Annotated in this window: 6 protein-coding genes; 5 read left to right on the forward strand and 1 reads right to left on the reverse strand. The window is 30.8% G+C overall.

Annotation, left to right across the window (positions count from 1 at the left end; all coding sequences use genetic code 11):
• Positions 1-61: 61 nt before the first annotated feature.
• Both AC5M21_RS05915 and AC5M21_RS05920 read left to right on the forward strand, forming a co-directional pair.
• Positions 62-5767 (forward strand): glycoside hydrolase family 84 protein, encoded by a 5706-nt coding sequence (locus AC5M21_RS05915; protein WP_117598751.1) that lies wholly within the window; start codon positions 62-64, stop codon positions 5765-5767.
• A gap of 66 nt (positions 5768-5833) precedes the next feature.
• A complete protein-coding gene (locus AC5M21_RS05920) occupies positions 5834-8452 on the forward strand; it encodes a family 16 glycosylhydrolase (RefSeq protein WP_008787368.1) in 2619 nt (872 codons plus the stop codon).
• Positions 8453-8551: 99 nt separating this feature from the next.
• On the opposite strand, the gene AC5M21_RS05925 is transcribed toward AC5M21_RS05920, so the two are convergent.
• Positions 8552-9034, reverse strand: a complete 483-nt coding sequence (locus AC5M21_RS05925; protein ID WP_302280748.1) for a PTS sugar transporter subunit IIA — start codon at positions 9032-9034, stop codon at positions 8552-8554.
• A 307-nt stretch (positions 9035-9341) separates the two neighbouring features.
• Between AC5M21_RS05925 and nagE the strand changes: the two genes are divergently transcribed.
• From nagE to AC5M21_RS05940, 3 genes are all read left to right on the forward strand, one after another.
• Positions 9342-10802 (forward strand): N-acetylglucosamine-specific PTS transporter subunit IIBC, encoded by a 1461-nt coding sequence (gene nagE, locus AC5M21_RS05930; RefSeq protein WP_302280727.1) that lies wholly within the window; start codon positions 9342-9344, stop codon positions 10800-10802.
• A gap of 10 nt (positions 10803-10812) precedes the next feature.
• Positions 10813-11637, forward strand: coding sequence for a PRD domain-containing protein (locus tag AC5M21_RS05935; protein WP_302280726.1), 825 nt, complete (start codon positions 10813-10815; stop codon positions 11635-11637).
• Between the two features lie 187 nt (positions 11638-11824).
• On the forward strand, positions 11825-17869 hold the full coding sequence (locus AC5M21_RS05940) for a beta-N-acetylglucosaminidase domain-containing protein (protein ID WP_302280725.1): 6045 nt from the start codon (positions 11825-11827) through the stop codon (positions 17867-17869).
• The last annotated feature ends 177 nt before the right edge of the window (positions 17870-18046 follow it).

Genomic DNA, 18046 nt, shown 5'->3' on the forward strand with positions numbered 1-18046 from the left:
AATACTTTTTGGTATATTCTTTTGGGGTCTTTTCTTTTTGTAAAAAATGGGAGGCGAAAAAATGAAACAGTTTGGAAAGAAATTTTTTGCAGTCATAGCAAGTATGGCAATGGTCATAGGTTTATTTTCACAAGTGGGATCTGTTTATGCAGCGATGCCAGAATACGAAATATATCCTAAACCACATAAGATAACTTATGAAAATAGTGATTTTATTTTAAGAGAAAAAGTCAATGTTGTATATGAAAATGATATTGATTCATATACAAAGTCACGTTTAAAAGAAGTGACTGATATCAAAGGCTTATCAATTTTAACATCTGATGAGTTAATAGATAATGAAAAGAGTGAACAAAAAGTAACAAATATACTTATTGGAATTAAAGACTCTAATGGATATGTTGATAATTATGTAAAGAATAATTATTCTGTTGGAAATAATTTATTTGATAAGACAGATTCTTATTTTTTAAAGGTTGATAATGGCACAGTGATTATCTTAGGAAAAGATACAGATGCTGCTTTTTATGGATTAACAACTTTATATCATGTGTTTAATCAGTTAGAAGGGCGTACAATTCGTAATTTTGAAGTTGAAGACTATGCTGATGTTGTCAGTCGTGGATTTATAGAAGGTTATTATGGAAATCCATGGTCAGTTGAAGATAGATCAGAATTAATGAGATGGAGTGGTTATTATAAATTAAACTCATATTTCTATGCACCTAAAGATGATCCTAAACATAATGCAAACTGGCGTGATTTATATACAGATCAAGAAATTGAAACAATGATTAAACCACTTGCTCAAGCTGGAAATGAATCAAAGTGTCGTTTTGTTTATGCTTTACATCCCTATATGAAAGATGCTACGCATCCTAATCCTCTTCGTCATGATGCAAATTATGAAGCGGATTTAAAAGTCATGCAAGATAAATTTGCACAAGTTATTGATGCTGGTGTGAGACAAATTGCTATTTTAGCAGATGATGCTCCTAATGTAGGGGGTAGTAATTATATAAAGATGTTAAATGATATGACTGATTGGTTGAAGGAAAAACAGAAAACTTATCCTGATCTTAAGTTGACTTTACCATTCTGTGTTCAAGAGTATATGGGTTGGGGACAATCATATTTTTCAGATTTTCCTGATAATGTACAAATTATCATGACTGGTGGTCAAGTTTTTGGTGAAGCATCTGAAAATTTTACAAATTCTTTCATGAATACAGTAGGAAGAGGTCCTTACTTATGGATTAACTGGCCATGTACAGATAATTCTAAAAATCATTTAATTATGGGAGGATATGATACTTTTTTACATCCAGGTGTCAATCCTAGTAAAGTAGAAGGTATTGTCTTAAATCCAATGCAACAGTCTGAACCTAGTAAGGTTGCAATTTTTGGGAATGCTTGTTATTCATGGAATATTTGGCAATCAAAAGCAGAGGCTGATGAAATTTGGAATGATTCATTCCAATATGTAGATCACAATTCATCATTGACAACACAATCATCAAAAGCATTACGTGAATTATCTAAACATATGATTAATCAGAATATGATTGGGGGAGATAATCCAGTTACACCGCTAGATGAATCTGTTGAACTGAAACCAAAACTAGATGCATTAAAAAGTGCATTAAATTCTCATACAGCTACAGTTGAGCAGGTTAATGAACTTATTCAAGAGTTTGAGACTCTTGCAAAAGCTTCTCAAATCTATAGAAATAGTGGAAATCAAAGGATTAAAGAACAAATTGTATATTGGTTAGATTGTTGGGATGATACAGCAGGATCTGCAATCGCTTATTTAAAAGCAGTAAAAGCTAATATAGAAGGTGATAGTACAACACTTTTAAATCAATATTCAAATGGTCAAAAGTTATTTGCAAATTCTAGAACTCATGCATTATGGTATAGAGATCATTATCAATATGCTGAAGTAGGAGTTCAACGTATTGTTCCATTTATAAAAGCTTTAGATGAATATACTTCACAACAAGTAGAAATGATTGCAAATCCTGATAAAAAAGGAGAAGTGAACTTAAGTCTTGAAATTTCTAATGATATTGTTGTTGCACAAGGTTCATTAGCAGATGCTCTTGATGGTAATAAGGAAACAGAAACACATTTTAAAGCAATAAATGCCAATGCAATGCCAGTTGGAGCAACTGTCACATTAGATATCGGTTCTGTTCAAGATATTGAATCAGTATATATTGCACAGGGAATGACGAAGCAAGGGGATATCTTAAGTAAAGCGGTAGTCGAATATAGTCAAGATAAGGTCAATTGGACAAAATTAGATGATTTGGCAGAACAGACAGAACAAACAATACCTGCTTCTTTATCAGCAAGATATGTTCGTATTCGTAATTTGGAATATAAGGCAATTTGGTGGAGATTGGGAGAATTCCAAGTGAATTTGGTTAATTCAGGAACAGAAAATACAAATGAACTTAAACTGACTGCTTCATTAGAACATGGGCTAAGAGTTGCGACTCATAATAGCATTAATGCAGCAGCGAAAAATAATAAAATAGAATATATGGTTGATGGCGATTTAGGAACAATGGCGTGGTTAGCTAGTGATACTCAAGCAGAAAATGGAAATATTCAAACAGATGATGCAGTTGTTGTTTCATTTAATAAAGAAGTTGAAGTCATGTCAGTGACTTTAAATCAAGGAAGTGGAGACCGTGTTTCAAATGGAAAAGTCATGTATCAGGACACTGATGGAAATTGGCATGATTGGAACACTTTTACTGGTGCAGGTGAAGAGATTAAGATTACTGGTACTCAAGTGAAAGCAAAAGGCATTAAAATTGTTTCAACAGAAAATTTAACAACATGGTGGCAGGTTAAAGAAATATCTGTTGAAGCAGGTGTTAAAGATTATGTTTATACAAATACTGAAACAACACTCTTATCAAATACTTTGGAACATGGTGTTGCCTTAACATCAGGAAATATGACATTAAATGCACAAGAATATATTGGTGTACAATTCAAAAATATAAAAAATTTAGATCAGATAGTATTGAATTATACTGGCAATAATTCAGCATTAAAACTTCAGGTTTCAAAAAATGGAATCATTTGGACTGATGTGACAACTGGAGTACAAAATGAGGATGCTTGTTTTGTTCGTTTCATCAATACAGGGTCATCTGCTCTCAATATAACAATCAATGAATTTAAAGTTACATACCATGAAATTTTGCCAATGCAATTCCATTCTTCAGATATTGCAGCTATTGCCAATTGGGGAGATACAAGAAATAATGGTGCAGCTTTTGATGGAAATATGGGAACAACAAATAAAATAGGTGGAAGACCAATGAATGGTCAATATATTATCTATGATTTAGGACAAGAGATTGATATGAATTCTTTAAGAATTTATACACTTGATTCTCAAAATGATTATATTAGAGATGCAAAAGTCCAACTCTCTACTGATTTGGTCAACTGGAATGATTTATTTACAATTGGTGATGGAATTCAAGATACTGATCCTAACTCTACTGCTAGAGAAACATTTACAAATAATGATTCTAACTATCCTAATTATGTATATGCAGGCAGTGATCATTTGAATATAAAAGGGCGTTATTTACGTATCCTTATGACTGTTGATTATCCTCAACGTTCAATTGTTATTAATGAGATTATGGTTAATCGAGGTGAATATATACCAGTTGAAAATAATCCACAATATGTTGGTGCATTAGAAGAACGTGGGCATCAGCCAAGTTATATGGGAGATGAAGACTTAACAACAACTTATAAATCTTCATTAGCAAATTCTTCAATGACATATTATGTATCTAGACCTGATGGTTTAACTTCATTTAGAATTATTCAAAATGGTGAAACAACAGGTGCATCAGTAAAAGCCACATTCTATAGTGATATCATAAGAGGAACAACAGAAACGGTTGAAGTTGGTAAATTAAATCAAGCTATCAATGAATTTATTATTCCAACAGGGAAAAAATTACTCTCTATAGAAATTTCATGGCAAGATAAAATTCCTGAAATTGCTGAAATCTTAACAAGACAAGGAACAAATATTTCAGTTGATAAAACAGCATTAAATAATATTTTAAAAGAAACTGCTAAGAGCGGTTGGACAACAGATAGTATGACTGCTTTCAATAATGCAAAAAAGATTGCTGAAGAATTAAAGAATAGCGATTATGCATCACAGGATATTATTGATAGTGCAGTGGCAGTCTTACAAAATGCAATTGATACTGCATTACAAAAAGCTGATTTAAGTGAATTAGAGTCATTAGTTAATGAAGCAACATCTATTCAACAAAATGATTACACAGTTAATTCATTTATGGAATATCAAAATAGTATAAATGATGCAAAATCTGCTTTTAATGATAAAGATAATATTTCTGTTGAACAGGCTCATCAATTTGTACAAGATATTAAAAATGCTAAAAATTCATTAGAATATTCATCAATAGAGAGAGAAAAGGCAGAATTAGCAATATTAGATGACACAACTCTAGTTGAATCTAATTATGCTAAAGATTCATACCAAAATTATATAACTGCAAAAACAGCATTAAATAATGCAATTACAAAAGATAAAGTGGCAACATCTCAAGCTGATCGTATAACACCAGCAGATATGAAAACATTAAATACAGCATTTCAAACTGCAAAAACAGCTTTAGCAGACATTACAGAGTTAAAAGCAGTGATTAATGAATTTAATAATTATGATAGTCAATTGTATACAGAAGATTCTTATAGAGCTTATAAAGATGCAGTTGAAGTTGGGAAGCAATTATTGGTTTCTGGGACAAAAGAAACTGTAGCAACACAACTCAATCTCATTATTGAAAAGAAGAATCAATTGGTACTTGTATCTGATCAGTTAAATGATGTTATTAAAGAAGCTTTAAAAATCAAACAAGAAAATTATACTGAAAAATCATACAATGATTTTAAAGCAGTTGTTGATGAAGCACAGGCTCTTGTTAATCCGACTCTACAACAGCAAAAAGAATATATTGAAAAAATTACAAAAGCTAAAAATAGTTTAGTGTCTATTGTTGCTTTAAAAGAACGTATTCAAGAAGCAGAGGGATTAGATAAAGATAAATATACATCTTTAACTTATGTCGAAGTAGAAAAGGCTATTGAAAATGCAAAGAAAGCAATGAAGGATGGAGATGCAAGAACAGTTAAAAATGCATATGATGCTTTAACAAATGCTATTCAATCCTTAAAAGTAAGTGGTTCAAAAGAATATGTAGCATATCTTCAAGATTTAAAATTAAAAGATTCTCATGACTATACTGTTAATAGTTATCAAGCATATAAGAATGCATATGACCAATTTATGAAATTACCTAAAGATGTCTCTTTAGAAGATTTTATGAAAGCAAAACAAAATTTAGAGAAATATACAGATTCACTCAAATATAAAGATGCTGACTATAGTCAAATTAAAGATTTAATTTCTAAAATTCCATCAGATTTATCTTCATATAATAGTGATTCAGTTGCAAATTTAAATAAAGTATTAGGAAGAATTGTTTATAATAAAACAATTCTTGAGCAGAGTGTTGTTGATCAATATGCGAAAGACTTATATCAAGCTATTCAAGGATTAACAAAGTCAAGTCAATCTGCTTTAACTGGTGATTCAACATATATTTTACCTATGATGTTGACAATGACTATTGCAGGATGTGGGATTTATTTATTAAGAAAGAAAAAAGAAAAGAATGGATAAAGTTTGTGTATTGGCATTTTAAAAACAAAATGCCAATACCATTCATAATTAAAGAGGAGGAAAATTATGAAAGGGAAAGTAACAAAACTAATATTAACATCATTATTAATTGCAGGAACTGTTGTTACAGCTACTCCAAGTCTCTCTGATGTACATGCTTTAACGGGACCAGAGTATGACCTTATTGAGTTACAGCGTAATCGCTTAATTCAAAATGGAGACTTTGAAAAGGGCACAGCGAATTGGACATCTTTGGTCAGTGCAGAGGTTAGTAGTGATAGTCATGTTAAAGGAAACTATTCTGGAAAAATCAAACCAAACACTGATAGTCATGCCAATGGTCATATTTGGCAAGCTGTAACGCTTGAAAAAAATACTGATTATATTCTTAAAGGAAAAATTAAAATTATCAGTACAGCCCAAGATTCAACGGCAGCATTAGTCATTAAAAGTGGAACATTAGATAATCCTAGTAATGTTGATCAAGATACTATTGTTTCAACAACTGCAGAATGGCAAGAAGCGATTATCGAGTTTAATAGTGGTGATATGACTAACTTTATTGTTGGTATGGATAGATGGGCTGAAAATGCTAATGAAGCCTTGAAAAATTCTTCTGCATATCTAGATGATGTTACATTAACAAAAGTTGGTGCAGAAGAACCAGATGAAACTTATGATATCACTTGGTGGGATGATTTCAATGGAACATCTCTAGATACAATAAAATGGGATTATGAATTAGGTCATATCCGTGGCTTAGAACAGCAACATTATGTTCGTAGTGATGAAAATGTTTATGTCAAAGATGGAAAATTAACAATTAAAGCAACTGATAGACCTGTTGAGTCTCAATATAATGTTGGTGGAAGACAAGTTATTTACAATTCAGGAAGTATTCGTACTCATGATAATAAACAATACTTGTATGGACGTTTTGAAACAAAAGCGAAATTACCGAAAGGAAAAGGTGTTTTCCCAGCATTTTGGACATTAGGATCTGATTTTACATTGGATGGTGTCATTAATGACGCACAAGGACATGGGTGGCCTAGTTGTGGAGAAGTTGATATTATGGAATTAATTGGTGATGGATCAGATGGAAGTGCTAGAAATAGAACAGTTTATCAAACATTACATTATAGTAGTGTAGAAGGTGGAAGTGCCGATAATGGAAAATATGCTGGAAATGGAACTGCATATACTATTCCTTCTGGAAACTTTAATGATGATTATCACATTTTTGGATTGAATTGGACAAAAGGCAAAATGGAATGGTATGTCGATGATCAAATCGTCAGAACTGTAGATTATAGCGATGATCAAGCTGCTGTTGATGCGTTAGACAAACCACAATATATTCAATTTAACCTTGCAATGGGTGGTGCTTGGCCAGGTGAAGTAGGAACAAATTTGGCAGGAACAACTTATGATGTTGATTATGTTTATTATGGACAAACTGATCAGCAAAAGGCAGATGCTGCAGAATATTATGCAAATGCTCCTAAATTAAATGGAACTCAAAATATAACAATGCAACAGGGTGATATTCCAGATTTATTAGCGAATGTCAGTGCATCTGAAGGATATCATGTAGATTATTCTATTGATGATGATTCATTTTTTGATAACGATGCAGGAAATTCAAGTGTTCATCTTGTAATCAATAGTGATGCTAATAAAGATAAATTAGCAATTCTTGATCCAGGTGAATATACATTATACTATACTGCTATACCAGATGATTTAACAGTATCACCTCGTAAATATACAAGAGAGACAGTGAAATTAACTGTTCAAGAAAGAACCTTCCCAACTGACTTTACTTTAACTGGTGTTTATGGCGAAACGCTTTCTACAATTGGTTTACCAGAAAATTGGACATGGGAACAACCAAACACAATTTTAAATCAATATCAAAATCAGTTCAAAGTTAACTATAGTCAAAATGGGTTTACCACTTCTACAACTGTAAGTGTAAAATTAGTTTCAGCTGATAAAACAAATTTATCAGAACTTATGAAAAAAGCAGAAACTTATATTCAATCAGAGACTTATACAGATGACAGTATTTCATTACTAAAAAATGAAGTTCAAAAAGCACAAGCTATTATGAATAAAACTGATGCTACAAAAGAAGATGTTGCAACAGCTATTCAAAATTTAAATACTGCTATTGCTCAATTAGAAAAGAAACCAAATGTTGAACCACCAGTAACACCACCAGAATCTAATGATGATAAATATATCATTAATGACGGTAAAGAAGTAACTGTTCAACCAGGTGAAGCTGTGAGTTTTAGATCAAATGCATCTATCGAAAAGTTTAAAGAAGTCTTGTTGGATGGTAAGGTTTTAGACAGTCAATATTATACAGTTAAAGAAGGAAGTACAATTATTACTCTTCATCCTGAATTTACAAAAACATTATCAGAAGGACAACATACATTAATAATTGTATCTACAGATGGACAAGCAACAGCCAAATTTGGAGTTGAAGCATCAACATCAAATCCAGTCGATCCATCAAAACCAAATATCAATGATACATCAAACAATCAAAATAAGCCATCAACAAATCAACCTCAAACAGGTGATTCAGTACAAGTGACAGCTTTGTTTGGATTATTCATAATAAGTGGTGCTTTAGGTTATTTTATGAGTAAAAAACATAAAAAAATATAATATGTAATAACTATATATGATTAAGGTTGGCAAGTTTCGCTAACCTTTTTCCAATAATATTTAAAATAAAAAGTAAAAAGTGAAACTTTTTACTCTCAATTATTTATATGTGAAAAGAGTTTTTCCTTTCTTTGTATAAGAAGATGTTGTCATTATTTTAATAGGATGCTCATGAGAATTTAATATGATAATAGGTGTGATAACTTTAAATTGGTGGGAATGTAAAAATTGTTGGCTCAGTGTCAGAATGTGTGTGTCAGGAGTGATATGGTCTCCTACATTGACATGATAATTAAAGTCATGTTCATTTGGTTTTGATGTGTTGAGACCAATATGAACAAGTATTTCAACTCCATTTTCTAATAGTATAGTAAATGCATGTCGTGTTGAAGCAATAGAATTAATGGTTCCTGTACAAGGAGCATAAATATGGGGAGAGTTAATTTCAATTGCTAAGCCATCTCCAATCAAACGATTAGAGAAAGCATGATCAGGTATTTTTTCAATATGCAGAACTTTTCCATTAGTTACAGCTAAAATAGAATGATTATCTTTATGTATGAGTTTATCTAAAAAATTCATTTCTTAAAGTCCTTTCTTTTATATAAAAAAGCACTAGTTGCTTAAAAAAACAACTAATGCCTAATTGAATAGTCACATTACTACTTCTATTCTACTTGTAAATTAAAAATATGTCAATAATTAAAACATGAGCATTATTATAAGAAAACATGAAAAGTTCGTTAAAGTGTAGTTTAAAAAACTTCCATATTTAAACCAAAAAGAATATTCCCTCTACAATATTTTACATTTTTTAGCAGTTATTAGCAAGTTTTAAAACGTACACATTTATGAATTTTTAAAATGAGGTAAAGGATGGATATAAGTAATGATGGGATATATGCAGCGATTAGGAAAATCATTAATGTTACCAGTTTCAGTGATGCCCATTGCAGCTATTTTAAAAGGTATTGGTTATTGGATTGATCCAATAGGCTGGGGTTCAAATAATGTTATTGCTGCATTTCTTATTGAATCAGGGAGTGCCATTATAGACAATCTTCCTATTTTATTTGCCGTAGGAATTGGAATTGGGATGGTTAAGGAAAAAGATCCAATGATTGTTATTAGTGTTGTTGTATCATATGTGTTATTAAATCATTTGCTTTCAGTTGAATCTGTTTCATTATTTATGAATATCTCAGAAGAACAAGTTCCAATAGCTTTTGAGAATTCTTCAAATGCTTTTATAGGTATTCTTGTTGGACTTATATGTTCATTTCATTATAATAAATTCTCTAAAATAAAATTACCCACAGCCCTCTCTTTTTTTGGAGGTAAAAGATTTGTTCCTATTATTTGTAGTTTAACAATGTTAGTTTTAGGTCTTTTGTTATTGATTGTTTGGCCAACATGCTTTAATTTGTTTATTCAATTTGGTGAGACAATATCAGGATTAGGTCCATTTGGAGCTGGATTATATGGTTTTTATAATCGTTTGCTTATTCCAACTGGCTTACATCATGCATTAAATTCTGTTTTTTGGTTTGATATGGCAGGAATCAACGATATTGGTAAGTTTTGGGGAACTATATCAGGAGGAGTATTGGGAATAACAGGAATGTATCAAGCAGGCTTTTTTCCAATTATGATGTTCGGTTTACCGGGTGCAGCACTAGCAATGTATAGATGCGCGCGACCTGATCGAAAGAAACAAGTAGGAACTATTTTATTCTCAGCAGCATTTGCATCATTCTTAACTGGTGTTACAGAACCGTTAGAATTTGCATTTATGTTTGTAGCACCTGTTTTATATGTTATTCATGCTATTTTAACTGGTATTTTTGTTTTTATTGCTGCTTCTATGCATTGGATAGCAGGTTTCGGATTTTCAGCAGGACTTATTGATTATTTATTAAGTATCAAAGCCCCATTTTCACAAAATATTTTTATGTTAATTCCTTTAGGTATTGCTTGTGGAATTATCTATTATTCACTCTTTAGATTTATTATTATCCGATATAATTTAATGACTCCGGGTAGGGAAACTGATGAGGTAATACTTCAGGTTGCTAAAGATGAGTATAAAGATGTTTTAAAAACTGATGATTATGATGATATTGCTATTATCTATGTAGAAGCATTGGGGGGTAGAGAAAATATTGTTTTAATTAAGAGCTGTATTACAAGGTTAAGAGTCCAACTTAATGATATATCTTTGGTTGATGAAGAAAAAATTCTATCTACAGGTGTGAGTGGGATTGTGAAGATTGGTAATACTCATTTGCAGCTTATTGTGGGAACACAAGTTGATTTCATTGTGGATTCTATGAATGATATTTTAGGGTAAGGAGAAAAGCATGATCATATTAAAAGTCTTTAATAATAACAGTGTAGTGGCTTTGAATGAAAATCGACAAGATGTTATATTAACAGGATCAGGAGTTGGTTTTCAAAGAAAAGTAGGGGATATTGTTGATGAAAAGAAAATTGAAAAAATATATGTTTTTCAAGATGAACAAAAGAAAAGAATTGAGGATTCTTTGAAAAGTATCCCTATTATATATTTTGAAATAACTGAAGAAATTGTTCAAAAGGCTGAAACTGTTTTGGATACAAGTTTTAGTGGAGAAATTTTTATTGCGATTGGTGATCACTTAGCATTTGCTGTTAAACGCAAACAAGAAGGTGTTTATTTACCTAATATTATCCTTTCAGAAACACGTACTCTTTATAATAATGAGTATCAAGTTGGACAATGGGCTTTAAGACTGATTGCTAAAAAAACTGGTGTGATGTTAGATGAAGATGAAGCTGGTTATATTGCTTTACATCTTGTTAATTTTTCTTTATCAAATAAATCGAATAATGCTATTAAAATTTTAACACTTACAAAAGAAGTTTTGGAATTAATTCAGAAAACAATGAAAATAGAATTACAGGAAGATTCATTAGCTTATTCAAGAATATCTATTCATTTAAAATATCTTGGAGAAAGAATATTTAGAAATCGAAACAATCAATTTGAAGATACAACAGCTAATATTCGAGATATGCTAAAAGAAGATCCACGTTTAGCATTATGTATTAATAGAATTGTGAAACTCATAAAAGACAGATATGATTATAACTTGTCGCCTGATGAACAAACATATCTTTGCATCCATCTTCGTAAAAATACATAACTTTCCAATTTACAAAAGATGGAAAAAACTGTTGACAATGAAGTGCTAGAAAGGTTATCATAATGGCGTAAGGATTGTTACTAATACGATTAGGCAAGACCTCAAAGGAAAACACGATCAAGTGTAGACCTTTGAGGTCTTTTTTTGTCTAAAATAGCAGTCCTGTGAATTGAAAGGGAGGAAAAAAATGGGACAATTCAAGAAAAAAGTATTTGCTGTTATAGCAAGTATGGCTATGGTGATTGGTTTATTTTCTCATGTTGGTTCGGTATATGCTGCAATGCCAGAATATGAAATTTATCCAACACCACACACAATAACGTATCAAAATAGTGACTTTATTTTAAGAGATAAAGTAAATGTTGTCTATGAAGATGGCATTGATAAATATACAAAATCAAGACTTAAAGAGGTTACTGATATTAAGAAATTATCTATTTCAACATCATCTGCACTAATTGATAATTCTGATGAATCAGTAACAGAAAAAGTTACAAATATTTTAGTTGGAATAAAAGGTTCAGGAGGATATGTTGATCAATATGTTCAAAATAATAAATCTGTTTCTCATGACTTATTTGATAAGAATGATTCTTACTATTTAGAAGTCAATGATGGAACAATTATTATTCTTGGTAAAGATACAAATGCAGCATTCTATGGATTAACAACTCTTTATCATGTCTTTAATCAACTAGAAAGTCGTACAATTCGTCATTTTACGGTTGAAGATTATGCTGATGTTGTGAGTCGTGGATTTATTGAAGGATACTATGGAAATCCTTGGTCAGTAGAGGATAGAGCGGAATTAATGAAATTTGGTGGATATTATAAAATGAATACATATTTTTATGCACCAAAGGATGATCCAAAACATAAAGATAAGTGGGATATTTTATATACTCAAGATGAAATTAATAATTTAATTAAACCACTTGCAAAAGCGGGTAATGAATCAAAATGTAGTTTTGCCTATGCACTTCATCCATTTGGATGGGCAAGAACATTTAATTTTGATAATTATGATGAAGAATTAGCGAAATTGAAAGCAAAGTTTAAACAGGTTATTGATTGTGGTGTTAGGCAGATTGCAATCTTAGCAGATGATTTCCATAATCCTGGAGGTGCCAATGGCTTAAAATTAATTAATGATATATCAGATTGGCTAAAGAATGATGTTCAAAAAGAATATCCTGATATGAAAACAACTTTACCATATATTCCTTATGATTATATGGGAGATGGTTCTGGAGCAGAATTTACAGAACTAAAAAAAGCACCTAATAATGTTCAACTGGTTATGACAGGTGGTGGAGTTTGGGGTACAGTGAATACAAATTTCACAAACACATTTACAAATAATGTTGGACGTGGTCCATTCTTATGGATTAACTGGCCATGTTCAGATAATGCAACAAATCGTTTAATAATGGGTGGCTATAAAGAATTTTTAAATCCAGGTGTAAGTCCTGATAAAATTCAAGGTATTATGTTAAATCCAATGGAACATTCTGAACCAAGTAAAGTTGGAATATTTGGTAATGCTTGTTATTCATGGAATATTTGGCAATCAGCCAATGAAGCAGATCAAGCTTGGACAGATAGTTTTAAATATGTAGATCATAATACGGCATTAGATACAAAATCATCAAAATCTTTGCGTGAGATTTCTAAACATATGATTGCTCAGAATACGGGATTAGATGAATCATTAGACTTAAAATCTCAATTAAATAGTTTTAGATCATCTTTAACAAATAATACAGTAACAGTTGAGACATGCGATGTTTTAATACAAGAATTTCAAAAATTAAAAGAGTCAGCTGCGTATTATAAGAATTCAGGAAACAAACGTTTAAGAGAACAAATGGCACCATGGTTAAACTGTTGGGATGATACAATGGAATCTGGTATTTCTTATTTAGAGGGAATCAAGGCATCTTTAAATAATGATAGTAATGCCATTATTGAATATAATACAAAAGGTTCAAAGGCTCTTGCAGATTCTCAAAAACATCATTTTATTACAAAGAATACAAATGATGAATATGCTTTAGTTGGATCAAAATATATCACACCATTAATTAAAGATATGTCTAGTTATTTAAATAAAAAAGTGGAAGAGATTACAGATCCAAACTATTTTGGGCAGACATTTATAACAAATCGTACTGATTTTCCAAATGGAAGCTTAGATAATGTTTTTGATGGAAATGATGCAACGAATATTCAATATACAACAACAAGTCAAAATGAACAGTGGATTAAATCTGGTCAATATGTAGGTGTTGAATTTAATAAGGCTATTGAAATTCATGATATTAGATTTTTACTTGGTAGTGGCAAAAATAAATTTGAACATTCAAAATTGCAGTATACAACAGATGGAACAACATGGACAGATTTAGATGGAGCTATTTATGATTTTGCAACAAATATTTCTAATCCTGCTGAAATTAAGGTTGATGGATTATCTTTAACTGCCAAGGGCATTCGTTTAATAACGACTCAAGATAATGCTGTTGATGCATGGCTAATAGTTTCTGAAATAACTATTAATAAGGCAGAAGGAAATCCTGATAAAGAACCTGAAAAATTAGAAATTACAAATGTTGAATTGGAGAATATTGTCATTGCTCCTAATGGTGGAAATATTGCTAATTTGACAGATGGAAATGAAAATACAGAAACATTTTTTAGAAATCCAAGTGGTGCTGATAATATTGAAGCTGGAGCAGCCATTATTGCTGATTTAGGTGAAAGTAAAAATGTAGGGTCAATTGCTTTTGTTCAAGGATTAAGCAATGGAGCAGATGTTCCAAGCAATGCAATTATTGAGTATAGTGAGGATAAAATAAATTGGACAAAATTAACTGATTTGTCGACTGAACAAAGACAAACATTTAATGGTAATGGAATACAAATGCGTTATATTCGTATTCAAAATACTGCTAATAAGAAGATTTGGTGGCGTGTTGGTGAAATAACAGTTTATGCTTTTGACCCATCAAATGATACTACTCCACTCTCTTATACTGTTATAAAGACGCCAACATGGAGAAATGGTGCAGGTGGTAGTGAAAGTAATAATGATAGTAAATTATATGATGGTGATGATAATACTGCTGCTTATTATGATCCAGCAAATAATGGTGATGAAGGACGTACAAATGATGTAAGTGAAGTTGGTGATTATATTGGTTATGATTTAGGGAAAATTGCTTCTCTTGCAAGTGCTCATATCGTTGTTGGTAATGGTTCTAGTGATAAATGGACAAAATATCATTTAGAATACTCTGTGGATAATACAAACTGGACAACAGTGAATACATATACAAGTTCGACTCAAAAAGATGTTATTGATGAAAACTTAGGTGGAATTCAAGCACGTTATATTCGTATTGTTAATGATGAAAGAATTACAAAATGGTTATATTTTTCAGAATTTACAGTGAAAGAGATAAAGAGTGGTATCAAAGATTATGTTTACACAAATCAAGATAACAGTCCAATTCTCTCTAATTATGAAGAAGATCTTTATAGTTTGAATGGTGCAACATTAACATTAGGAGTGAATGAATATTTTGGTATTCAATTACCTAATATTAGAATGATTGAAAGTATGACATCTGATATTGCACTATCTTCAAATATAAAGTTACAGGTTTCAAAGAATAGTATTGAATGGATTGACTGTGCTAATTTTGAGTTGGCAAAACTTATAAACGCACGTTATATAAGAATTGTAAATACAGGAAGTTCAAATGAAAATATAACATTTAATCAATTTGAAGTGAAAACATTTAGTATTAAAAAAGCAGGTTTCTATGATTCTAATATACAAATCAATGCAGCCTATGGTGATGGAGATATGCGTCGTGCTAAAAATTCATATAATATTTTTGATGGAAAATTATCAACATCTGCAAGTATTGCAGGATATCCAACTCAAGATGGATATGTAACGTTTGACTTGGGTCAAGAAAGAACTATTTCATCATTGAGATATTATATTAAAGAAACAGATCAAAATTATATACGAGATGCTATTTTTGAAGTTTCAAATGATCCTGCAGGTTCATCATGGACACCAGTTTTAGAAATTGGAGATAGAGTAGAGAATACAGGAGCGGATACTGATGGGGGAAGTAGTACAACTGCAAAAACATACTCTGAACTTTTACATGATAGTGTGAATCCAGGAAATATGTATAAAGAAAATATATTAGCAAATGGTGCAAAAGCGGTTGGACGTTATTTAAGAGTGAGATTTACAGCACCATATAAAGATAGATTTGCTGCTTTTAATGAAATTGTTATTAATAATAATGAATATGTGACAACTGAATCTAACCATGATTTTACACTTGATGCTATTGAAGAGCCAGGTAAAATTCCTTCTCATATGCTGGATAATGATTTATCAACGACTTTTAAATCTTCACAACCAAATAGTTCATTTATTTATCATGTATCTAATCCAAATGAAATGAAATCAATTCGTTTTGTTCAAGTTGGAGAAGTTTCAAATGCTAAAGTGAATGCTGAAGTTTATGTGACTACAAAAGGACGCTCTACAACGCCTACAACAAAAAGTATAACACTAGGAACATTAAATCAGCCAATTAGTGAGTTCAAATTACCAGATGGATACTTATTTAAAAATGTATCTGTTACATGGCTTGACAAAATACCTGAATTGGCAGAAGTAATTTTGATGAATACAGCGATGGATACAACAGCATCTAAAATGAATTTAAAAACATTATTAGATAACAAGGAAAATACTCAAGCATGGACAAATTCATCTCAAGAGAAATATGAGATGGCTTATCAAACAGCAAAGAATATTTATGATAATGAAAATGCTTCTGTGACTTCAATAGAATCAGCTATTTCTGGCATTCAATCAGCGATTGCTAATAAATTGATTAAATATGTTGGAACAGAATTAAAAGATTTAATTAAGCAATCTGTAGACAATGATACTGGAGTCTATACAGCAGCAACTTATCAAGCCTATTATGATGCTTTAAGTGAGGCTAAGTTAGTTGTCAATGATGCAGATTTATCAATAGAAAAAGCAACACAATTAATAGATGAATTAAAAATGGCAAAGAATAATCTTGTATATTCTTTAAATCAGCAGGAAATTGCTGTACTTACATTATCTGAGTTAAAATCTTATGATGAAAACTCTTATTCAAAGGCAGGTTATAAAGCTTATCAAGAGGCTATAAAAACATTGCAAGATGCTATAACTAAAGATCAAAATGCTACAACTCAACAAGAAAGAGTACATCCAGATGAAATTGAAAAATTAATTCAAACATTAAAAACTGTTGAAGAACAATTGGCTGATATTACAATCTTAAAAGACTTAATTCAAGAGTTTAATTCATATCCAGAAAAGTTATATATTGTAGAAACATTTAAGGATTATAAGAACGCTATTAATGAAGGAACTCAACTGTTAGAGACTGGAACAAAGACACAAGTTGAATCAGCTATTCAAAAGATTAATGTTGCCAAATCTAAATTAACTTTAAAGCCAAATGTCAATCTACAAGAAGTTATCGAGGAAGCAAAAACATTAAATAAAGAGCATTATACAACAGATTCATATACTCAGTTAACTAAAGCGATTGCAGATGCATCAAAACCACATGATAGTGCTTATGATTATGATTATGCACAAGCTATTTTAAAAGCGAAAACAGAGTTGGTATCAACAGTTGCTTTAAAGAATAAAATTAAAGAGGTTCAATCTTTTGATGAAAATCTATATACATTGACTTCTTGGAAGACAGTAAAGACTTTATTAGGACAAACTGATCAATTAATGATTAATGGAACAAATCAATTGATGGCTCAAATGATCAATCAGTTGAATAAAGCATTATTGAACTTGCAGAAAAGAGCAACTTCAATGGATGAATATAGAAAAGCTATTGTCCTAAAAAATTCAAATTTATATACAAAAGAATCTTATGAAAAATATTTAAATGCTTATCATTACTTAATGAGTTTGCCACTAGATGACACTGATGGCCAAACATATATTCAAGCGAAAGTTGCATTTGAAAATGCAACAATAGCATTAGAATTAATTGAGAAAACTCAAGATTCTGTTCAAACAGGTGATAATATAAATATACCGTTTATTGGAGGAATTATGTTGCTTGCTGGAGCATATATTATTTTTGAACAAAAAAGAAAATATAAATGTTAGTTATTGAAAACTCATCATCTTATCTCATGATGAGCTTTTCTTTATAAAGCATTGTCACTATTTGTCGTTATTGTTTTTAATAATTATTGTTTTCTGTTAATCGACGTGTTATAATAATGAAAAGATGGATTGTGACTATTCAATTAGGCAAGGCTTGTAAGTTTTTACTTACAGTTC

It is taken from the genome of Coprobacillus sp. (genome assembly GCF_984815275.1).

What these genes read in the sequence shown, in the direction of transcription:
- AC5M21_RS05915 (WP_117598751.1), top strand. Translation starts at nt 62, where the DNA reads ATGAAACAGTTTGGAAAGAAATTTTTTGCAGTCATAGCAAGTATGGCA.
- AC5M21_RS05920 (WP_008787368.1), top strand. Translation starts at nt 5,834, where the DNA reads ATGAAAGGGAAAGTAACAAAACTAATATTAACATCATTATTAATTGCA.
- AC5M21_RS05925 (WP_302280748.1), bottom strand. Translation starts at nt 9,034, where the DNA reads ATGAATTTTTTAGATAAACTCATACATAAAGATAATCATTCTATTTTA.
- nagE (WP_302280727.1), top strand. Translation starts at nt 9,342, where the DNA reads ATGATGGGATATATGCAGCGATTAGGAAAATCATTAATGTTACCAGTT.
- AC5M21_RS05935 (WP_302280726.1), top strand. Translation starts at nt 10,813, where the DNA reads ATGATCATATTAAAAGTCTTTAATAATAACAGTGTAGTGGCTTTGAAT.
- AC5M21_RS05940 (WP_302280725.1), top strand. Translation starts at nt 11,825, where the DNA reads ATGGGACAATTCAAGAAAAAAGTATTTGCTGTTATAGCAAGTATGGCT.